The sequence below is a fragment of the Bacteroides sp. HMSC067B03 genome (genome assembly GCF_001811315.1).
In the GTDB taxonomy this organism is placed as follows: domain Bacteria; phylum Bacteroidota; class Bacteroidia; order Bacteroidales; family Bacteroidaceae; genus Bacteroides; species Bacteroides faecis.
The window spans coordinates 60,971-83,286 of sequence record NZ_KV804479.1; the positions used below are offsets into that span (position 1 = coordinate 60,971).

Annotated in this window: 19 protein-coding genes; 9 read left to right on the top strand and 10 right to left on the bottom strand. The window is 41.4% G+C overall.

Translation table 11 applies throughout. The features are described from left to right. Positions 1-26 precede the first annotated feature (26 nt). The 5 genes from HMPREF2794_RS24785 to nfo all read left to right on the top strand — a co-directional run bounded on the left by HMPREF2794_RS24785 (position 27) and on the right by nfo (position 8,220). Entirely contained in the window at positions 27-1,637 is a 1,611-nt protein-coding gene (locus HMPREF2794_RS24785; protein ID WP_010537298.1) for a sulfatase family protein, read from the top strand. A gap of 154 nt (positions 1,638-1,791) precedes the next feature. Next, positions 1,792-3,420 (top strand): PHP domain-containing protein, encoded by a 1,629-nt coding sequence (locus HMPREF2794_RS24790; protein WP_022301725.1) that lies wholly within the window; start codon positions 1,792-1,794, stop codon positions 3,418-3,420. Positions 3,421-3,580: 160 nt separating this feature from the next. After that, the gene (locus HMPREF2794_RS24795; RefSeq protein WP_070752983.1) at positions 3,581-4,552 is read left to right on the top strand and encodes an ROK family protein; all 972 of its coding nucleotides are present in this window, start codon (positions 3,581-3,583) and stop codon (positions 4,550-4,552) included. Positions 4,553-4,628: 76 nt separating this feature from the next. After that, a complete protein-coding gene (locus tag HMPREF2794_RS24800) occupies positions 4,629-7,247 on the top strand; it encodes a DUF4962 domain-containing protein (protein WP_010537295.1) in 2,619 nt (872 codons plus the stop codon). Between the two features lie 139 nt (positions 7,248-7,386). After that, positions 7,387-8,220 carry a deoxyribonuclease IV gene (gene nfo, locus HMPREF2794_RS24805; RefSeq protein ID WP_010537294.1) on the top strand — a complete coding sequence of 278 codons (834 nt, stop codon included), beginning with the start codon at positions 7,387-7,389 and terminating at the stop codon, positions 8,218-8,220. Between the two features lie 104 nt (positions 8,221-8,324). Here nfo and HMPREF2794_RS24810 read toward each other — a convergent pair whose 3' ends face one another. The 10 genes from HMPREF2794_RS24810 to HMPREF2794_RS24855 all read right to left on the bottom strand — a co-directional run bounded on the left by HMPREF2794_RS24810 (position 8,325) and on the right by HMPREF2794_RS24855 (position 19,022). After that, positions 8,325-9,896, bottom strand: a complete 1,572-nt coding sequence (locus HMPREF2794_RS24810; protein ID WP_010537293.1) for a ClC family H(+)/Cl(-) exchange transporter — start codon at positions 9,894-9,896, stop codon at positions 8,325-8,327. Between the two features lie 121 nt (positions 9,897-10,017). After that, positions 10,018-12,747 carry an outer membrane beta-barrel protein gene (locus tag HMPREF2794_RS24815; protein ID WP_022301728.1) on the bottom strand — a complete coding sequence of 910 codons (2,730 nt, stop codon included), beginning with the start codon at positions 12,745-12,747 and terminating at the stop codon, positions 10,018-10,020. A gap of 59 nt (positions 12,748-12,806) precedes the next feature. Next, entirely contained in the window at positions 12,807-13,397 is a 591-nt protein-coding gene (locus tag HMPREF2794_RS24820) for a hypothetical protein (protein WP_022301729.1), read from the bottom strand. A gap of 33 nt (positions 13,398-13,430) precedes the next feature. Beyond that, complete coding sequence (locus tag HMPREF2794_RS24825; protein WP_010537290.1) at positions 13,431-13,790, bottom strand: hypothetical protein; 360 nt, start codon at positions 13,788-13,790, stop codon at positions 13,431-13,433. 4 nt (positions 13,791-13,794) lie between these two features. Then, positions 13,795-14,331: an RNA polymerase sigma factor gene (locus HMPREF2794_RS24830; RefSeq protein WP_010537289.1), complete on the bottom strand. Its 537-nt coding sequence runs from the start codon at positions 14,329-14,331 to the stop codon at positions 13,795-13,797. Between the two features lie 197 nt (positions 14,332-14,528). Continuing rightward, positions 14,529-14,705 (bottom strand): DUF4250 domain-containing protein, encoded by a 177-nt coding sequence (locus HMPREF2794_RS24835; RefSeq protein WP_070752985.1) that lies wholly within the window; start codon positions 14,703-14,705, stop codon positions 14,529-14,531. A gap of 61 nt (positions 14,706-14,766) precedes the next feature. Beyond that, complete coding sequence (locus tag HMPREF2794_RS24840; protein WP_022301731.1) at positions 14,767-16,308, bottom strand: carboxypeptidase-like regulatory domain-containing protein; 1,542 nt, start codon at positions 16,306-16,308, stop codon at positions 14,767-14,769. A 16-nt stretch (positions 16,309-16,324) separates the two neighbouring features. Beyond that, positions 16,325-17,167, bottom strand: coding sequence for a FecR family protein (locus HMPREF2794_RS24845; protein WP_010537286.1), 843 nt, complete (start codon positions 17,165-17,167; stop codon positions 16,325-16,327). Further along, positions 17,164-17,715 carry an RNA polymerase sigma-70 factor gene (locus tag HMPREF2794_RS24850; protein ID WP_055271838.1) on the bottom strand — a complete coding sequence of 184 codons (552 nt, stop codon included), beginning with the start codon at positions 17,713-17,715 and terminating at the stop codon, positions 17,164-17,166. Before HMPREF2794_RS24850 ends, HMPREF2794_RS24845 begins: the two co-directional genes overlap by 4 nt. 50 nt (positions 17,716-17,765) lie before the next feature. Further along, a complete protein-coding gene (locus HMPREF2794_RS24855) occupies positions 17,766-19,022 on the bottom strand; it encodes a carboxypeptidase-like regulatory domain-containing protein (protein WP_070752987.1) in 1,257 nt (418 codons plus the stop codon). A 240-nt stretch (positions 19,023-19,262) separates the two neighbouring features. Here HMPREF2794_RS24855 and HMPREF2794_RS30030 point away from each other — a divergent pair, with 240 nt between their 5' ends. The 4 genes from HMPREF2794_RS30030 to HMPREF2794_RS24875 all read left to right on the top strand — a co-directional run bounded on the left by HMPREF2794_RS30030 (position 19,263) and on the right by HMPREF2794_RS24875 (position 22,256). After that, positions 19,263-19,703 (top strand): hypothetical protein, encoded by a 441-nt coding sequence (locus HMPREF2794_RS30030; protein WP_070752988.1) that lies wholly within the window; start codon positions 19,263-19,265, stop codon positions 19,701-19,703. A 148-nt stretch (positions 19,704-19,851) separates the two neighbouring features. Then, on the top strand, positions 19,852-20,493 hold the full coding sequence (locus HMPREF2794_RS24865) for a DedA family protein (protein ID WP_022301734.1): 642 nt from the start codon (positions 19,852-19,854) through the stop codon (positions 20,491-20,493). A 79-nt stretch (positions 20,494-20,572) separates the two neighbouring features. Next, positions 20,573-21,220 (top strand): DUF47 domain-containing protein, encoded by a 648-nt coding sequence (locus HMPREF2794_RS24870; protein ID WP_010537281.1) that lies wholly within the window; start codon positions 20,573-20,575, stop codon positions 21,218-21,220. 16 nt (positions 21,221-21,236) lie between these two features. Next, on the top strand, positions 21,237-22,256 hold the full coding sequence (locus HMPREF2794_RS24875) for an inorganic phosphate transporter (RefSeq protein WP_010537280.1): 1,020 nt from the start codon (positions 21,237-21,239) through the stop codon (positions 22,254-22,256). Positions 22,257-22,316: the final 60 nt, after the last annotated feature.

Below are 22,316 nucleotides of genomic sequence, written 5' to 3' on the forward strand. Positions count from 1 at the left end.
CACTGTAATCTGATAGTATTTCTATTATGAAAAACAATACCTCCACTTTACTTCTTCCACTGGCAGCACTGAGCCTTGCTTCCTGTGCCGGCCAAAAGAAAGAAGAAACTAAACGCCCGAATATCATTTTTATGATGACGGACGACCATACCACCCAAGCAATGTCGTGCTATGGAGGAAATCTGATTCAAACTCCCAACATGGACCGTATTGCCAATGAGGGTATCCGTTTTGACAACTGCTATGCAGTGAATGCTCTTTCCGGCCCTTCACGCGCTTGTATCCTCACCGGTAAATTCAGTCACGAAAATGGTTTTACCGATAATGCAAGCACATTCAATGGCGATCAGCAGACATTCCCGAAACTGCTTCAACAATCCGGCTACCAGACTGCAATGATTGGTAAATGGCATCTCATCAGCGAACCTCAAGGATTTGACCATTGGAGTATCCTGAGCGGTCAGCATGAACAAGGTGACTACTATGATCCTGACTTCTGGGAAAATGGAAAACACATAGTAGAAAAAGGATATGCTACGGATATCATCACGGACAAAGCGATTGAGTTTCTTGAAGGTCGTGACAGGAACAAGCCTTTCTGCATGATGTATCACCAGAAAGCGCCACACCGCAACTGGATGCCTGCTCCCCGTCATCTGGGTATATTCAACAACACTACTTTCCCCGAACCGGCCAATCTGTTTGACGATTACGAAGGACGTGGAAGGGCAGCCCGCGAGCAGGATATGTCCATCGAACATACTCTGACAAATGACTGGGACCTGAAACTGTTGACCCGCGAAGAAATGCTGAAAGATACAACCAACCGACTATATAGCGTTTACAAACGTATGCCGATAGAAGTACAGGACAAATGGGACTCTGCTTATGCACAACGCATAGCCGAATATCGCAAAGGTGACCTGAAAGGCAAAGCACTGATCAGTTGGAAATATCAGCAATACATGCGCGACTATCTGGCTACCGTTCTTGCTGTAGACGAGAACATAGGCCGCCTGCTGAACTATCTGGAAAAAACAGGAGAACTGGATAATACCATCATCATCTATACTTCCGACCAAGGCTTCTTCCTTGGCGAGCACGGTTGGTTTGACAAACGTTTCATGTATGAAGAATGTCAGCGCATGCCGCTTATCATTCGCTTTCCAAAAGCAATCAAAGCCGGAAGCACCAGCAATGCTATCAGTATGAATGTGGACTTTGCTCCCACTTTCCTCGACTTTGCCGGAATAGAAATTCCATCGGATATCCAAGGCTCTTCTCTGAAACCAATTCTGGAAAATGAAGGTAAGACTCCGGCAGACTGGCGCAAAGCTGCTTACTACCATTATTATGAGTATCCGGCAGAGCACTCTGTAAAACGTCACTACGGAATCCGTACACAGGACTTCAAACTGATTCATTTCTATAACGATATCGATGAATGGGAAATGTATGATATGAAAGCTGATCCGAGAGAGATGAACAATGTTTTCGGGAAGCCGGAGTATGCTGAGAAACAGAAAGAGTTGATGCGACTACTCGAAGATACTCAGAAACAATATAAAGATACTGATCCGGACGAAAAGGAAACAGAACTTTTCAATGGAGACAGAAGACTAATGAAGAATCGTTAAATAATAAATATAGGCACGAATGTCACGGATTTCACGGTTTTGCTTCGCTTTATCGTGTTCGAGAATCCGTAAAACCAATATCATTTATGCCTAAAAAGTATTATACGAAAGTTTCATTTGAATAGAAAAAGAATTAACCCAAAATAATTATATCATGGACAGAAGAAATTTTATAAAAAGCACTGGTTGGTCTTTTCTAGGACTGGCAGCTTCAGGCAGCCTGCTTGGTTCTTGCTCAACAGGAAGCAAAGAAGCTAAAAAGAGAATGCCATCGGCGAGTAATCTGAAGATGTACTGGGGCGACTTGCACAACCATTGTAATATTACATACGGACACGGTGACATGCGCGATGCTTTCGAAGCAGCCAAAGGACAACTGGATTTTGTAAGCGTGACTCCCCACGCTATGTGGCCCGACATACCCGGTGCAGACGATCCGCGTCTGAAATGGGTGATTGATTATCATACCGGTGCTTTCAAGCGCCTACGCGAAGGGGGATATGAGAAATACGTAGCTATGACAAATGAATACAATAAAGAAGGCGAATTCCTTGCTTTTGTCGGCTATGAAGCTCACAGTATGGAGCATGGTGACCATGTTGCACTCAACTACGACCTTGACGCACCGCTTGTAGAATGTACTTCTATCGAAGACTGGAAACAAAAAGCCAAAGGGCACAAAGTATTTATCACTCCGCACCACATGGGTTATCAGGGAGGCTATCGCGGTTACAACTGGAAATGCTTTACCGAAGGAGATCAGACTCCTTTCGTAGAAATGTATTCCCGTCATGGTCTGGCAGAAAGTGACCAGGGTGATTATCCGTATCTACATGATATGGGGCCTCGCCAATGGGAAGGAACCATCCAATACGGTCTTGAATTAGGAAATAAGTTCGGAATCATGGCTTCTACGGACCAGCACTCCGGTTATCCTGGAAGTTATGGTGACGGACGTATCGGTGTATTGGCTCCGTCACTGACTCGTGACGCCATTTGGGACGCTCTTCGCACTCGTCACGTATGTGCCGCAACCGGTGATAAGATATTAATAGACTTCCGTCTCAACGATGCTTTTATGGGCGATGTAGTACGTGGCAACAGCCGCCGTATCTATCTGAACGTTGACGGAGAAAGTTGTATCGACTATGTAGATATCGTAAAGAACGGACAGATTCTGGCCCGTATGAATGGTCCATTGACTCCGGTTGCTCCCGAAGGTGACACGGTACGCTGCAAAGTAAAAGTAGACTTCGGTTGGAACCGTGAAGAAAGGTACGTACACTGGCAAGGAAAATTGTCTGTTGACAAAGGACGTATCCTGAGTGTAACCCCATGCTTCCGCGGCGCAGCTTTCACTTCTCCGCAAGAAGGGGAAACAGAATTTCACACTCATGTGAACCGTATTGTATCTGTAGGCGATAAAGAAACGGAACTGGATATGTACAGCAGCAAAAATCCGAATACGACTACCGCCGCCATGCAAGCTGTCATCCTTGAACTGGAAATGCCCAAAGATGGAAAAGTCATTGCCGAATTCAATGGCAAGAAATTTGAACATACATTAGGAGAGTTGCTTGAGGGGTCACGCTCTCACTTCATGATTGGCTGGCTGAGTGAAGCGATTCTTTTCAACCGTGCTATGCCCGAAAGTTGTTTCAAGCTGGAACATTACATGGAAGATAAAGAGCCTCAACGTGATACGGACTATTACTATGTACGTGTTCGTCAACGCGACGGACAATGGGCGTGGAGTTCACCCATCTGGGCAGAAAGAGTATAAGTTGGTATATGAAAGGAAACAGTTGCTTTGTTTGTGCCAAGCCGTTGGCACAGTTGTGTCAAGCCGTTGGCACTACTATGCCAACGCGTTGGCACAAGCGTGCCAATAGGGTGGCACAAACATGGCACAGTATAAACGAATTTAAAGCATACCTGGTTATATGAAAAAAGAATACGCTATAGGAATTGATCTTGGCGGGACTTCTGTGAAATACGCTCTTATTGACAATAACGGCGTATTTCACTTTCAAGGGAAGCTACCGTCGAATGCCGACGTATCAGCCGAAGCTGTCATCGGGCAATTGATCAAGGCAGTCAATGAAGTGAAAAACTTTGCCGAAGCAAAGGGATATACAATAGCCGGTATCGGGATAGGAACACCGGGAATTGTCGATTGTACAAATCGTATCGTATTGGGAGGTGCGGAGAATATTCAAGGTTGGGAAAATCTGAAACTGGCAGACCGGATGGAAAAAGAGAGCGGCCTTCCGACCCAACTGGGAAATGACGCTAATCTGATGGGACTCGGCGAAACAATGTACGGAGCCGGAAACGGAGCCACTCATGTTATCTTTCTGACTGTAGGAACCGGTATCGGTGGCGCAATCGTAATTGACGGCAAGCTTTTCAACGGATATGCCAACAGAGGTACCGAACTGGGACATGTCCCTTTAATAGCCAATGGCGAACCTTGCGCCTGCGGTTCAGCAGGGTGTCTGGAACATTATGCTTCCACTGCTGCACTGGTCCGTCGTTTCAGCAAACGGATAGCCGAAGCCGGCATATCTTATCCGAATGAAGAAATAAACGGAGAATTGATCATCCGTCTCTATAAACAAGGAGATAAGATCGCTGTCGAATCACTGGAAGAACATTGCGATTTTCTCGGACACGGTATTGCCGGATTTATCAATATCTTCAGCCCGCAAAGCGTCGTTATCGGTGGAGGACTGTCTGAAGCCGGAGATTTCTATATTCAGAAAGTAAGTGAGAAAGCCCTCCGTTATGCCATTCCCGACTGTGCCGTAAACACGGAAATTATGGCTGCTTCTTTAGGAAACAAAGCAGGAAGTATCGGAGCGGCATCACTTGTATTTACTCAACTTTCCGCTCCTAACTTAGTCAGATTATAAAGAAAAAACAGGGCTCACCCACTGATCAACAATAGGACCGTCAGCCTGAAAGAACTCTTTCTAAAAAATGATTCTAATGAAACAACGATACTACTTACTCCTATTATTTACAGCACTGCTTTCCGGCACTGGATATGCGCAGAAAAGCGTTATGCATTTAAGTCAATCCACGCTGATGCATGAAGTTCGTGAAACACCTTCTCCATTGGACGGACAACACATTGCTGTCAATCCGCCACGCTTTATGTGGCCGGATAAATTTCCTCATCTCGGAGCCGTACTGGACGGTGTAGAAGAAGAGGACTACAAACCTGAAGTTACTTACCGTATCCGGATCTCACGCGACCCGGAGTTCCAATCAGACGTAATCACCGCCGAGAGAAACTGGGCATTCTTCAACCCTTTCAAACTCTTTGAGAAAGGAAAATGGTATTGGCAACATGCCTATGTAGATAAAGATGGAAAAGAAGAGTGGTCACCTGTCTATCATTTCTATGTAGACGAACAGACACGAACATTCAATCCGCCTTCCTTACAAGAAGTATTGACTAAATTGCCTCAAAGCCACCCACGCATTCTGCTCGATGCGAAAGACTGGGATCATATCATTGAACGGAATAAAAATAATCCGGAAGCACAGCTATATATTCAAAGGGCGCAGGAATGTCTCAACCATCCGTTGAAACACCTGGAAGAAGAAATCGATACGACACAAGTAGTCAAACTGACTAACATTGTACAATACCGTTCTGCCCTGATTCGCGAAAGCCGAAAAATAGTGGACCGTGAAGAAGCAAATATCGAAGCTATGGTACGTGCTTACTTACTGACCAAAGAAGAGATTTACTACAAAGAAGGAATCAAGCGTCTTGCCGAAATCCTTTCATGGAAAAACAGCAAATACTTTGCCGGAGACTTCAACCGTTCAACCATCTTATCTATGAGCACTTCCGCCTATGACGCATGGTATAACTTGCTGACTCCGGAAGAAAAGAAACTGCTATTGAGAACTATCCGAGATAATGGCAAGAAATTCTATCATGAATACGTAAATCATCTTGAAAACCGTATTGCCGACAATCACGTCTGGCAAATGACTTTCCGTATTCTGAATATGGCAGCCTTCGCCACCTATGGAGAATTGCCGATGGCTTCTACTTGGGTAGACTACTGCTACAACGAATGGGTATCACGTCTGCCGGGACTTAACACGGACGGAGGATGGCACAATGGAGATTCTTACTTCCACGTCAATCTTCGTACGTTAATCGAAGTTCCTGCTTTCTACTCACGTATCAGTGGTTTCAACTTTTTTGCCGATCCCTGGTATAATAACAATGCGCTTTATGTAATCTACCACCAGCCTCCGTTCTCCAAATCTGCCGGACATGGTAATTCACACGAGACTAAGATGAAACCCAATGGAACACGGGTAGGCTACGCCGATGCACTGGCACGGGAATGCAACAACCCGTGGGCTGCCGCTTATGCACGTACGATCCTGCAAAAAGAACCGGACATCATGAAAAAGTCTTTCCTTGGAAAATCAGGAGATTTGACCTGGTATCGTTGTACAACCAATAAATCTCTCCCCAAAGAGGAACATTCCCTGGCGGAACTGCCTATGACGAAAGTCTTTAATGAAACCGGAATTGCAACCATGCATACTTCGCTGGGAAATATAGAAGAAAATGCTATGTTATCATTCCGCTCCAGCCCGTACGGTTCTACTTCACATGCACTTGCCAATCAGAACGCATTCAATACCTTCTACGGTGGCAAAGCTATTTTTTATAGTAGCGGACATCGTACCGGATTCACTGACGATCATTGTATGTATTCATACCGGAATACCCGTGCTCATAATAGTATTCTTGTGAACGGAATGACTCAAACTATTGGTACAGAAGGATATGGATGGATTCCACGCTGGTATGAAGGAGAAAAGATTTCGTATATGGCAGGAGATGCTTCCAATGCATATGGAAAAATCACCGCTCCTATCTGGCTGAAACGTGGTGAACTATCAGGTACTCAATATACTCCCGAAAAAGGATGGGATGAGAATAAGCTGGATTATTTCCGTCGCCATATCATCCAGCTAGGGAATACCGGTGTATATGTGATTTACGATGAATTGGAAGGTAAAGAAGCTGTCACGTGGAGTTACCTTCTACATACAGTAGAGCTCCCTATGGAGATGCAGGAACTTGGCAATGAAGTAAAAGTCACAGGAAAGAACAAGGCGGGAGGTATATCTGTCGCGCATCTTTTCAGTTCTGCTAAAACAGAGCAAGCCATTGTAGATACATTCTTCTGTGCTCCGACCAACTGGAAGAATGTAACCAATGCCCAAGGAAAAGCGGTGAAGTATCCTAACCACTGGCACTTCTCCTCCACAACTGTTCCTTGCAAGATTGCCCGTTTCCTTACTGTAATGGATACGCACGGAAATAACCGTCCGGACATGAAAGTCATCCGTAAAGGAAACACAGTACAAGTAGGTGACTGGATAATTACCTGTAATCTGACTGATAAAGGAAAATCAGCTATCAGCGTCACTAATAAAACGGAGAAAGTTTCTCTAAACTATGATGCTGGTAAAAAGGAAGGTGTAACTATTGTAACCGATCAGGTAAATGGCAAACAAGTAAATAAAGTTTTAACAGACTATTTACCGGACTTCGAAATATAATTATCAGTTCTCAATCATTAGCCCCCGATATTTATGGCATGCCAACATATCGGGGGCTATTATTATATATGCAACGATCAAACATTGAATCCTGCAAAAACGTTATATTTGCAGACAGAAATAAAAAAAGAAACAAAAAATGAAGTATATCGGAGCACATGTAAGCGCATCCGGTGGTGTGGAGTTCGCCCCCATTAATGCGCATGAAATAGGAGCAAATGCGTTTGCTCTATTTACCAAAAACCAACGTCAATGGGTGAGCAAGCCTTTGACCGAAGAAAGTATCCAACTTTTCAAAGAGAATTGTGAGAAGTACAATTTTCAGGCGGACTATATTTTACCACACGACAGTTACCTCATTAATCTGGGACATCCCGAAGAGGAAGGACTGGCGAAAAGCCGCGCTGCCTTTTTGGATGAGATGCAACGCTGCGAACAACTAGGTTTGAAACTACTCAATTTCCACCCTGGCAGTTCTCTCAATAAAATAGCGATAGAAGATTGTCTGGCACTTATCGCAGAAAGTATCAATATCACCCTTGAAAAGACTAAAGGAGTAACGGCAGTAATAGAAAACACAGCCGGACAAGGCAGTAATCTGGGAAGCGAGTTCTGGCAACTTAAATATATCATCGACCGGGTAGAAGATAAAAGCCGTGTCGGTATCTGCCTGGATACTTGCCATACATACACGGCAGGGTATGATATCGTAAATGATTATGATAAAGTGTTCGATGAGTTTGAGAAAGAAGTAGGATTCAAGTATTTACGTGGTATGCACCTGAATGATTCTAAAAAAGAATTAGGCAGTCATGTTGATCGCCATGATAACATTGGTAAAGGGTTAATCGGAAGTACGTTCTTTGAAAAATTAATGAAAGATTCAAGGTTCGACAATATGCCGCTTATTCTCGAAACACCTGATGAAAGTAAGTGGGCAGAAGAGATTTCATGGCTGAGAAGCGTTGAATAACAGAGATAACCGATCCCAATTATACAAAGAATATGCCAATAGCCGGAAGTGTATCATTCCGGTTATTGGCATAAATTAGTAACACAAATTCAGTAGATACTTCACTAATAAATATTTGCCATACTGACTAAAGGCTCATAGAGTTTCTCTATATCCTGTGAATCCATCTCTATCTGCACCTGATCGCCCGGCATCAGCCGTTGTCCTTTAGGAGCCCAATTTTTCCGGTCACGATGAACGTTAATAATAACACAACGTTCCGGCAAGCGAAGTTCATCTACTATTTTACCATCCAGATAAGAGCCACTCATGACCTCTACTGATAAAGTATAGCGGGGCTCTTCTTTAAAGGCAGGGGAGTTAATCATATCATCATATAAAATCACATTGAAGGGTTTTATCTGGAGCATCTCCGTGAAATAGTAAGTCAATCCCCCCACGACAATAGATGGATAAAAGACTTCCAGATGTCCCGTTATCTCTGTAATAAGTACGATAGCCGTCAGTGGAGTACGAACTACAGCTACAAGAAAAGCTGACATACAAATTAACATGATATAGCTGATGTTTTCATAAGCAATCACTCCCTGCCGGACCATTATCAAGGCTACGATTTGTCCCAGCAATCCTCCTGTTACCAATGTAGGGATGAAACTTCCTCCCGGCAAACCCGAAGAAAAAGAAAAGATACTGAATACAAAGTGTAGCAACATCATGCCTACAATCCAAAGAATATGTGTATCCGGACTCGTTGCCTGCAAAAGTAAGAATTGCTCTCCTCCACCAGTCAGATTGACTTCGGCCATAGAAATAAGGAAAGCGATAAAAAGGAGATATAGCATCTTCACATACTCCGGATGCTTGATGGCGGGATAAATCCGTTTAACTTGAAGAGTCGTGACGGAAAAGAACTTTCCGAAAACAGACACCACAGCTGCCAACAAGAGAAACAGCTTAACCTGTGACCAGAAAGTCATTCCCGGTACAATGGCATCGATCTGAAAATAAGGGCTGATCGGAAATATCCAACTGGCAACTCCACCCGCCACTACTCCTGCCAAAAGAGTAGTAATGGCTGTCTTTGGAGCATCAAACCGTTCAATAGATTCGATAACGAGTAAAGAAGAAGCCAATGGGGCAGCAAACGCGGCAGCTAGTCCCGCACCGGCACCTGCGGCCAATAACTGTTTTCGTTCACCAGTAAGCACTCTCCCCCATTTAGAGACCAAAAATCCTACATACGAACCAATCTGTACAGAAGGACCTTCGCGTCCTAAAGACAACCCGGTGCTTAACGCAAGTATTCCACCCACGAATTTAGCAACCAGTTCGATGAACGGATGTTTATATGCCACCCTGCCGTTAATTACTCCACGTGTTTGCGGAATGCCTCCACCCGTTATCAAGGGCATCTTCTTCACCAACCATGATACGAATATAAGAATCCCCCACATCAACAGGAATAGAGGAAGATACCAGTACCATTTAGGGTGCGAATTAAAGAAATCATGCCGAAGATTAAAGAAATACTGAAGCATATAATGATAGGGTACAGCAATAAGCCCTGTCAGTAATCCAACAAAGATACTGACAAAGTAAAGCCGCGCATCAATCAATTTAAGCTTAAAGATACGCCAGCGCCCTTTATCTTTTAATTTTTTTATCAGTCGAAACATTCAACAGGGGTTTCATTGTTTTAAATGCATGGATACAACAATGGAAACCCCGTTGAGGTTTTTGAATTTCCTTTAAAATTCAGGTGAATAACGATTTAAATAACATCTATTGTTATCTTCTTCAATGTCCCATCAGATTGAGACGCAATATAACATGTACCATAAAATAAGAACCCAGGGCATTATAATCTACATCACGAATAGCCGAGGGAGTAATGGTACGTACCAATGAAATGTCCTGGTGGAGTATATCATATATTTTAAAACGAATCAATAATTGCTTCTTTTTCAGAAACGCCTTGGAAAGTTGACTATTCCACATAAAGTTCTCGCGTGCATTCCCTTCATAGTCATAACCTTCCCGGATAAAGTAAGTCAGGTCTGTATACAGTTCTACCCCCCAGGGAAGATAAAGCTGCAACTGTGTTCCGATCTGATAATCATAAGTCTCAGTCCTCTTTTCTCCAACATTATTATACGAGCTATTATAAAGCAATCCGGCAAATCCTGTAATCTCTACCTGACGGGTTCGATAAGTTAACTGTAAGCGTTCACGGGCCGTCAAATGCTTTACTGTACTTTTCATTGGTTCCTCTCTATTCAGCGTAGTATATCCATTTTGATTTCGGTATTGTACATAAGAATAGGTGCGGAATATCCAGCTACGATTCCTGAAAGGAGTGTTCAGAGAGAAAGAACCTAAGGCCCGCCAATTACCATTCATATTCATCGGAGTCGTAACACGTCCACCCGTTTCTTCATCATAGGTCACTTGATTGGTTACACTGTTGACTGTATTCTCCACCAAAAGGGAAGCTACAATGTTGCGCTGACGCTTCGTATGATACGAATTGAAGTTTAACGTAAAAGTATTCGTGTATGAGGGCTTCAAAGCAGGATTACCGACACGGATATTCAACGGATTCGTCCGATCTTCCACCGGTTGCAAATCACGGACATTAGGCTGACGTCCTTTTCCCCGATATACTATCTGTAAGCGGGTACGCTTTGAGAATTTATATCGGAAGTTAACCGTAGGAGAGAAATTCAGAACTGATCTCTTCAAAGGCTCTTCCGGGGGATCACTCAATAAAGAATGACTGACCGACTTTTGAGGCTCCAAATCTACGCCTACATTATAATTATACTTCTTACGGGAAGTACGCACAGCCAAGTTGAGCAGATGATTGCTATATTGATTTTCAAACTGATTGCTAGCACTTTCATCATAGTCGGGAGTAAATTCTCCTAAATCCTCATTCCAATCATAAACAAAACGATCCGAATTATTCACCTTATACTGATAACTGTAACGAAGCTGAAGATGATGCATCCAAAGTAACGGTTCTACATATACAAGCTGTACCCTATAATTATATCCGTTGATATCATCTTCAATCTTTTGATTCTTACTATCTTCTCTGTCATTTTTAAAGTAATGTGTAGTAGAAAGATTCTTCCTGTCATTAGAAGAAGAATTCGTTCCATAATCTACTTTTAAGGCAACATTCCTTCCTTTCTGGCTAAGTTTACGGCTAAGTTGTAGCATCATTGTCACATTATACTGGGAATTGTGGCTTGAACCGGATGATACTTTCTCATTCAGCAGCACGTCATTCCCCCACCCTTCCTGAAAGCCTTTATTCTCTCTGTCATTGGCAGAGAAACGATATTGAGGACGAAATATCAAGGTAGTTACAGAGTCCATTTTCCATTCGAGGAAAGCATTAGCAACCAGGTTATTATTCTCCGTGCGACTATTATTCGTACTCCGGGTAATTGATTTGTCTTTTCTAATATAATTATCGACGGTGGTACGACTGTCTTCCAAACGGTCTGTTCCGACATATTGGATGTTTGAACGGAGTTTGACACGTTTCCAGTCATAAGTCGCATGCACGCCCAAAGAACGGGATGTAGTCAGTCCCATACGATTGCGGATATTCCCAGTGGAACTTGAAGATTCTTTCTGTATTTCCGAGAATCCCTGATTATTGGTATTATTGAGATTACCGATGACGGTCAACTGAGAATTATCGCGGAAACGATTCAATGTATTCGCCACCTCATAGCGATCCTTACTGCCATATCCACCCATAAAATTCTCAAGCCAACCTTGTTTCATGCCTTTCTTTACCGATAAATCAAGGATCATTTCTTCTTCTCCGTCATCAATACCTGTCAGACGCGCCAAATCCGATTGTCGTTCATAGGCTTTCAGTTTCTCTACCATTTCTACAGGAAGATTCTTTAGTGCAGCTTTCGGGTCATCGGAGAAAAACTCCTTGCCATCTACCAGAATCTTCTTCACTTCCTTGCCGTGAATCAGCAACTTGCCATCTGCATCAATCTCTCCGCCAGGAAGTTGTTTCACTAATTCTTCGAGCATAGCCCCCTCAGGAGTACGGTAAGCAGAAACATTAAACACAGTTGTATCTCCTTCTGTTATTACCATTGGCGCTTGCCCTACTACCACCGTTTCATCCAAAGCATAGCTTTCCGGTGTTAAGGATATATCTCCCAAATGGGCAGAAACAGTCTTTTGAGAATTGAATACAAGCTGATAAACAGGCTTATATCCAACGAAGGAAACATGAAGAAGCAGAGACTTATTTGGAGTCTTTCTTATGAAAGAAAGCTGAAACTTTCCATTTATATCTGTAGCTCCACCCACTAATAATGTGCTGTCCGGTAAAGACAAAAGCCGGATCGTTGCAAACGATACCGGCTGATAGGTTTCAGTATCAACTACCCGCCCGGCAAAGCTCTCTTTGCCGGACTGTGCATAGACAGCCAAACTTATCAGTAACAAGACATAACAACTAATCAAACGATACTGAAAAGAATACATCTGTCTATGCGCTTTTGTGTTGAATCAGTAAAATAAAACTATAATAAACCTAATATCTATTACTTATTCTGACCTTGATGGGGAGCGTGTTGTCTTTGTCTCTGACGATCTCCCTGTCCGGGTTTGTGACCCTGCCCGGGTCTTTGGCCTTTTCTGCGGTCAAATTCTTTTCTGAATTTATTCATATTGCTCTTCTCTTGCTGGTAGATCTTCATAATTTGCTTCTGAGAGAGAATCTTACTGAACTCATTATAATACTTCTCACGGATATCCAGCATTTTACGGCTTTGTGCAAACTGACCTTTCAGCATCTTGGCTATTTCCGCATCAGTCATTACAGGTCTCGGAGTTCCTTTTGCAGTCTTCGCTTCAGTACCTTGAGCGGTTTCTTTTTTCACTCTAGGCTCACGATTCATCATACGGCAATCACGTAACTCCTTCAGATATTTCTCATAAATGGGAGTAAATTTAGCAGCTGTAGCATCATCCAACATGAGTGCTTTCACCATTTGATTGGTCTGCATCTGCATCATTTGTTCCGGTGTAGGACGTTGTTTCTTTTCTTTATTATCCTTTTCCTGAGCGGAAAGAGTCATCTGGCTTCCCATAAACAAAACCGCCAGCACCACATAAATAAATTTAGTCTTCATAATCTTCACTGTTTAATAATTATTGATTGAGTTTTAGTTTAAAAATATATCGTTCTCAGAGAAGCTGACGAGCTCTTCCAGCTCCTCATCTGATAATTCTTTGATCCATTTATCTACCGGATCAGCAGCTACATTATTATTTTCAATAGCGAGTCTGTTCGAAGTAGCCGGAACATCTGTATTCATATAGCGGAGAGACGGAGTAAACAAAATTCCCGCCAAGACCGCTGCAACAGCTATTACAGCAGGGATAATCCTCTTTAGCCGACGGTTTCTTCGTTGTTCGCCAACCGTACGTTCCAAAATCTTATGCTGTGCCTCCTCGAAAAAGTTCTCCGGAGTGCGATAAGGCGTCCGCTTACCAATATTGTCAAAATCAAAATCCTTATCCATGATGTTACCTATTTAATATGTATTCCTTTATTTTATCCTTCGCATAGTGATAATTCACTTTCAAAGTTTCAACCTTGCTATCCAACACACGTGCAATTTCTTCATATTCCAATTCATCGTAATAGCGCAAGTTGAAAACGATCCGCTGCTTTTCCGGCAAAGTCAATATGGCTTCCTGAAATTTCACAGCCAACTCATCTTCGTAGTCTATATAGTCAGAAGCTTTTAGCTTGTTCATCAGTTCTTCCTGAACCTCTTCTGCCGATATTACTTCTTCTTTACGACCATTCAATAACCGAAGACATTCATTAGTTGCAATTCTGTAAATCCATGTACTCAGCGAACTTTCATCCCGAAATTGATCCAAATGACGGAATACACGAATAAAGACTTCCTGCAGCACATCTTCTGCATCTTCATGAGACACCACCATTCTCCGGATATAATTATATATCGGTCCCTGAAAACTGTCCACCAGTAACCTGAATCCCCGTTCGCGATCGGAAGAACAAGCTTTTCGGATTTTATCTTCGTTTATCATCTATTATTTCTGAGCTTTGATTATTAGAACGTCGAAAAGGAACGAAGTTAAATGTGCAAAGAGCGATTTCACATTTATTAATAGAATGGAGAAAATATAGAATAGAGAGAGTGAAGAATAAAAAAACACCTTCATAGTCTTTTTCAAGACTATGAAGGTGCTATTCATCCTTTATATACAAGTTAGTTGCCTTAAAATCACCAGAACTTATTATGTTCTGCACTATATTCAAAGCCAACAGCTTTCAACTGACTGATAATACGTTCTTTACTTACGCCCATATCTTCGCAAAGCTCATCCAGTGAAGAATAACAATCGCGTAACTTCATATTGATGACACTAAACAGCATCATCGGATCTTTAGGTAATTCCATAATTCACAATCTTTTAAACCGAGTGCAAAGTTACAGCAATCTCACCGAATAGCAAAACAAATCAAGGACCGATTTCTTCTATTTTCAAAGAGATTCTCTCAATCAGTTTGCTAAGTTCTTCCTCCAAAGGTATCACATTGAAATCTTTCCAAAAATCTTCGTCATATCTGAAATTCATATCAGAAAAGATAGTACGTGTAGGTAATCTCTCTGCCCGAGGAAATGCAGTCACCTGTTCCGTATCCACTTTGCAAGTGATCATTTCAAACCAAATCTGCATATGTAGACTACCAGACAGCAAGCGCCTTCGTTTCACTCTGAAAGAAAGATCGCCGCGGATATGATGAATATAATAAATTCCTTGCCATGGCTTGTAAGAAATAGTATAAACCACCTTTTGCGGTATCATATTAATACCACGCGTACGCCTTTCTACAAACATTTCCGATGCTTTCTTCACACGTTGAGGATCGACCTCAAAACGAGCTTGCAACAAAGCATTTGTCTCAGCATCAATATACAAATCTCCACAGTAGAGAGGCTCGATTATCTCTTTCTTTTGTTCAAAGTGTATAACATTAACACAGCGATCATCAATGAATGTCACTCCCTGTGAAGTGTAGAGATAGCCGTTATCACCTGCATCAGGTATCAGAAATGAAGGCATATCTTTCATTATATCCATCTGAAAACATGCCTGAATGCCGGACTTTACCTTAACAAGCAGACTGTCCTTAGCTTCCACATTACTCAACCGACTCATCTTTAGCAGCTTTACCTGATCGGAAACAGAAGGGTGAGTAGCGATTTTATAAACTTTAAAGACTGCTTCAGTTAGATTCTGAACCTTATTTTTCAATAGAACCCCTTCACGGTAGAATGTTGTCAGGTAAGTGGGAGAATGAGAATAATTCTGCTCTCTTTGCCGTCCCATTTCCTTCAACAATTTATAAGGATCAACCCATTGAACCACCACTTCCTGCAGAGGGACCACCTTCGGTTCCAAACTCAAAATATTATGCCTTCCTGCCAAAACGGAAACTTCCAAAGTTTGTGAAACATATCCTATATGGGAAAACACGACCGAATCATTTTGCAAAGAATCCGGTAAAGAAAGTCTGAACTCACCTTCCTTATTAGTGACAATACCCACAGATGTCCTCCGAACTCCTACGGATGCAGAAGCGACAGGCATCCCGGTTTCCTTATCCAGCAAAGTTCCTGTAAGCATAATATTTACAGGCTGAGCAGATGCAGGGCCCGCATGCTGCTGTTTAATTTGTGTAAAAGGAGTTATCAGAATATGGGTGCCTATTACTTTAAACTCCAAACTGGTATCTCCTACAATCTCATAAATGGCCTGACGAATAGTTCGTTCTCCTTTTTGTATCTTTACCGTTGCGTCATTATTCACTACCTTGCTATCATAAATAAACAGATAACCCGACTGTTGAGAAATATAGCCTAACAGGGAGTAGACTGTTCCTTTCGTCTTGGGCAGACTGATCATGCTCTCCAGCACATCTTCTCCGGTTGCTCTTAACGTATTCGACACGAAAAAGAGTAAACACAGAATAGCCATATAGCGATAAACCAGCCTCATCTTACTTTTTTAAAAATTATTCTGCCAGCATAAATGTATCTCCCTGTCGTGTACACTTCAAGTTTAGTGCACATGCTATCAGTGTAGCCACCGTCTCTGGAGATTCGTTAGAAAACTCAACTGTCAGCTTTCTTTTTTCAAGTGCAGGAGAAGCTACACGTATCTGTAAACTTCCGGCATTCATATTCATTACTTTCAGAATGTGTTCCAAAGATTCATCCTTAAAACAGACATGTTTCAGATAACGGTTCAACTCTTCCGTATTTTCATTCGCACTAAGTAGCAGTTGCTGCGATTTCAATACCACTGTCTCACCAGCTTTGACATAGCATTCCTTATTCCCTTTTTTTAAGGTTACCCTAACAGTTCCACGTTGTACTGAGAGACGAAACGGAGCATCCTCGACACTCTTCACACTAAAAGCAGTACCCAACACCTCAATCTTCACTTGTTCGGTATCAATCCAAAAGGGTCGTTCCCTGTTCTTCGCCACATCAAAGAAAGCATCTCCCTGTAAACTGACTTCCCGTTTATCGGAAACAAAATGTTCAGGATATCGGATAGAAGTTTCCTTTGCCAAAAATACGACAGAACCATCTTCAAGAGTCGTAACCAATGTAGGAATATCTTGATTTTTCTGTGTAATAAGGCTTGGTAATTCTTCTCTTTGCCCAAATTCCCAATACAGAGTCCCCAAAACAAAACCTACTACTACCGCTGCAACAGCCCCATAGCGTACCCATATCGAAATTTTAGGTTTCCGATGATCTTCAACAAGCAAATGATCTTTGTCCAATCGGTCATACAACTGGTTCCAAGCCTGTTCCGTCTTTATTTTATGAATATCCGTTTTCATCATCTCATTTGAATATAATTTTCTATTTCTTTTCTCAAAGTTCGTAAAGTCTTCGTCATTTCCGCCTCCACCGTTTTAACGGAAAGAGAAAGCAGAAGTGCAATTTCTGCATATTTCTTTCCCTCCTCCCGGTGCATCTTAAAGATTCGCATTCTACGTTCCGGTAATTTTTCAAGGGTACTATTAATCAACTTCTGAAGTTCTTCATATTCCATCTGTTGATGAGGATCTGTAACCTGTTCCGAAGATGGTGCAGTCAATATGGACTCTCTATACCGTTCCTTCACCTCTTCATGTTCACAATATTGAATAGACTGATTACGCGTCGCTCTGTAGAGATAGCTTTTTACAGATTGAAAAATCTGTAATTGTTCCCTATCCTTCCAAAGCACATAAAACAGTTCTTCAACGATTTCCTCAGCTACCTCTATCCGTCCGGTAATGCTTGCCGCATACCAACACAGGGGAGAATAATAACAGCGAAATAATTCCTCAAACGCCTTTATGTCACCTGCTTTTATTTTTGTCAGTATGAGCAGTTCATTCAGCATACTACTATCATTTTACGATTGTTCCCAAATATAAGAAAACAATTCTGATTTTAATTAGATTGCTTTTTCAATTTATCGACAGCATGTTCCAAAGACTCCGTAGGTTCAATGATATTATAATTTCCCCAAAAATCTTCACTCCAGTAGTTTCCTACTTTATCGTAGAAAATCTGATTAGAAGCGAACACTTTATTCCTCGAAATCATTTCGGATGGATTCTCTCTCCTGTCCGTCACCACCATTTCTGATGTTACCGCATAATTCGTAGAGAAAAGTCTCCGTTTCCAGTCACATTTAAAACGAATATCATTTCGGATATAGTTCAGATATGTCCTTCCATCAATCGTTTTATAAGTAATCAGAAAAGATAATTCCTGTGGTTTGAATCTCAACCCAAGTGGCTTTTGATGAAGAATAGCAGCAATCGCCTTCGATTTATTCTGCATATCCAGATCCATTTCGACACATGTAAACGACAGGTTATCACAATCTACATACAATTTTCCATGAAATAACGCATAAGGTAAAAGAACTCTCGGACGGAAATTAATAACATATTGTATCCGGTTATCTATCAGTGCGGATTCACTCATCCAGAACTCATAGTTATTCAGTTCTTCCAGTTCCAGCAAGGCTTCTTTATTCTTCACGATATCCAAAACGACCGATATATTAGGACCACCCATAACCTTTACTGCTAATGTATCACTAGCTTTTTGACTTAACAAACGGCGTCCCTTCAGAACTTGCAATTTATCATCATCCGTAGTACGGTTGGTATATGCCGTTTTCGATACATCAAGTACAGCTTCCGATACACTGATATAACGGCGTCCTTTCTGCACAGTCTCCCGATAAAAACAAGTAAGCATGTTCCGGTTCGCACTATAATTTACCGGAATCTTCTCCATCGCCTTTTCTATGATCGTACGCGGATTATTGGCATAAACTACCACTTCATTCAACTGATTAGTATGAGGAATCATCCAGACCGTCAGTTTTGAGGCATTATGCTTATCCAAAGACACATGACTATTGATATAGCCAATATGAGATATTTCCAGTTCGCGCGGAACCTCCTCTTTTTTTACTTTCAGAGCAAATTCTCCCTCTGCATTTGTCACCGTACCAATATTGCTCCCCTGAACAGATACATTCACGTTTTCAAGCGTTTTTCTATTCTGCTTATCCTTCACCATCCCAACGATCGTGTAATAATCTCCCGCATCTTGCGCCCATATATCAGCATTCCCTATCCATAGAAAAGCTAATAACCATCCAACCCAAAGTATAACAGACTTTTTCATCTTAATAGAGTTTTAAAGTTAATAATTCCTGCTTCTATCAATAAGATCGTTCAAGCCGCCAATACCCTATTGTTTGAAATAAAAAAACAGTATCTTGCCTCGCATACGAAAAATACATTCTCAACAAACAAGAGAAGAAACGCCATCATTCCACTTTGATCTTGCCAGACTCAAATCTAATTGTTAATTATACTTTCATATATATTTCGTATAAAAATAGTTTCTACCTTTGTAGCCGTTATGACGAAATATATATTCTGTATATTATTTGGTATATTTCTGATATGGGGATGCAGTTTAATTCCCGATAAAGAACTACAGGAGTTCCGGACAGAAGCCGGTACTACAGCTATACAATCCCATACCCAACTACAGAATTATAGATCTAAAGCAGTCGTTAAACAATCGGGTAAAGAAAAAAGCTTCTTCCAAGCAGGGAAATATGATGGAAAATATGATTGTAATATTGCTGACGGCATTTTAGGAAACTCACTTTTATCTCGTACCACTTCTGTTTCCAAAATCCTAAGATTCAGCGTTTCTTCCGTCACAATTCGGATACTAAGTTCCTTAAAATATCAATTTCCAAAAGAAAAATGGACTGGTCTCCCCTACTATACAAATCTCACCAAATTCTCATATAGATATTACGTCTATACACTAGGACGAATACTTATTTAATATCTCTTTTCCTTCTATGGGATGAGATGAGTGTATCTTCATGCCCATTTTATCCCTTTATATTCAAGGTAAGAAAGCAAGAAGAGTCTTTTCCATTACCGGGAATATGCATACGATTTCTCTTTTACATATTAATAACTGATATATAATGGAATTTATATTAGACTTTATTCTCCACATTGATCAATACATGATTAGTATAGTGCAGGATTACCATACTTGGGCATACGCTATCCTATTCATTATTATATTTTGCGAAACCGGGCTTGTACTCACCCCCTTTCTTCCTGGTGATTCTTTACTTTTCGTTGCAGGAGCCATTTCCGCATTACCCAGTATGTCGATCGATATCCATATTCTTGTTTTAATCTTATTTGCAGCAGCCGTATTAGGTGACTCCTGCAACTACATGATCGGACATTTTTTCGGACGCAAACTTTTTCATAATCCCAACTCCAGGATATTCAAACAAAGTTATCTTGATAAAACGCATGAATTTTATAAAAAATATGGTGGGAAAACGATTATTCTCGCCCGCTTTGTGCCTATCGTCCGCACTTTTGCTCCATTTGTAGCCGGAATGGGAAAAATGCATTACTATTACTTTATGATCTACAATCTGACAGGTGGGGCCATATGGGTAGTTTTATTTTGCTATGCAGGCTACTTCTTTGGCGATCTGCCGTTCGTACAGGAAAATCTTAAACTCTTGATTATCGCTATTATATTTATTTCAATATTACCTGCAATAATAGAAGTATTACGAGCGAAGTTAGGATCGAAGCAATAAAAAACTTTATTTATTTGTTTATTAATAACAACGACCATCAAATTAAACATCTCAAAAACAATTTAATGTACTCATATTTATGAAAAATTCTTTTTTTAGTAAATTCACGCCCAAAGAACCAAAGTTCTTTCCTCTGCTGAAGCAGTTATCAGATGTTTTATCTGCCTCATCCGTTCTACTTGTAGAAAGTCTGCAACATGATCTACCAACAGAAAGAGCTGACTACTACAAGCAAATAAAAGATATGGAACGCGAAGGCGACCGGTTGACTCATTTAATCTTTGATGAGTTAAGCACCACATTCATCACTCCCTTCGACCGTGAAGATATCCACGATCTGGCTTCCTGTATGGACGATGTTATTGACGGAATCAACAGTAGCGCCAAACGAATTGTAATCTATAATCCTCGCCCCATTTCTGAAAGTGGAAAAGAACTGAGCCGTCTGATTCATGAAGAGGCGATTAATATAGGTAAAGCTATGGATGAACTGGAAACCTTCCGCAAAAATCCAAAACCGTTACGCGAGTACTGCTCTAGATTACATGATATAGAGAATCAGGCGGACGATGTTTACGAACTCTTTATCACTAAACTCTTTGAAGAAGAAAAAGACTGTATCGAACTGATTAAGATTAAAGAGATCATGCATGAGCTGGAAAAGACAACCGATGCAGCTGAACATGTAGGCAAAATATTGAAAAACCTGATCGTAAAGTATTCATAAAATCAGAGCAAGACACATGGAATTATTAGTGATTATCATTATACTGGCTCTGATATTCGATTATATCAACGGCTTTCATGATGCGGCAAATTCGATAGCTACCATCGTATCAACCAAAGTACTGACTCCTTTCCAAGCAGTATTATGGGCAGCATTCTTTAACTTCGTTGCGTTTTTCATAGCCAAATATATTATAGGGGGCTTTGGTATAGCAAACACTGTGTCAAAAACGGTTGTAGAGCAATATATCACACTGCCTATCATTCTGGCAGGTATCATTGCCGCTATTTCCTGGAACCTGATTACTTGGTGGAAAGGTATTCCATCTTCCTCTTCCCATACGCTTATCGGTGGTTTTGCAGGAGCTGCCATCATGGCAAATGGTTTTGAAGCTATCCAACTCAACATCATTCTTAAAATCGCAGCTTTTATCTTTCTGGCTCCATTCATAGGTATGGTTATCGCTTTTGGATTCACTCTGCTTGTACTCTATATCTGCCGACGTGCCAATCCGCATACTGCGGAAATGTGGTTCAAAAGATTACAGTTGGTTTCTTCGGCCATGTTCAGTGTGGGACATGGCTTGAATGATTCCCAAAAGGTAATGGGTATTATCGCCGCCGCAATGATAGCCGCTCACTCCATGGGTTTAGGAATCGGTATAAACAGCATTTCTGATCTACCGGACTGGGTAGCGTTCTCCTGTTTTACAGCTATCTCACTGGGAACCATGTCCGGAGGATGGAAAATTGTAAAAACAATGGGAACGAGAATTACCAAAGTAACTCCATTGGAAGGTATGATTGCTGAAACTGCAGGAGCTTTTACACTTTATATCACAGAAATGCTGAAAATTCCTGTAAGCACGACTCATACGATCACCGGAGCAATTATCGGGGTCGGAGCAACCAAACGTTTATCTGCTGTTCGCTGGGGAGTGACTAAAAGCCTCATGACTGCATGGGTGCTTACTATCCCTGTCAGTGGACTCTTGGCTGCAATTGTTTATTTAATAGTATCACTATTTCTGAAATAAAAATCACATATAGGAATTAAAAAAACAAAGAGGTTGTGTCAAAACGCTGGCACAACCTTT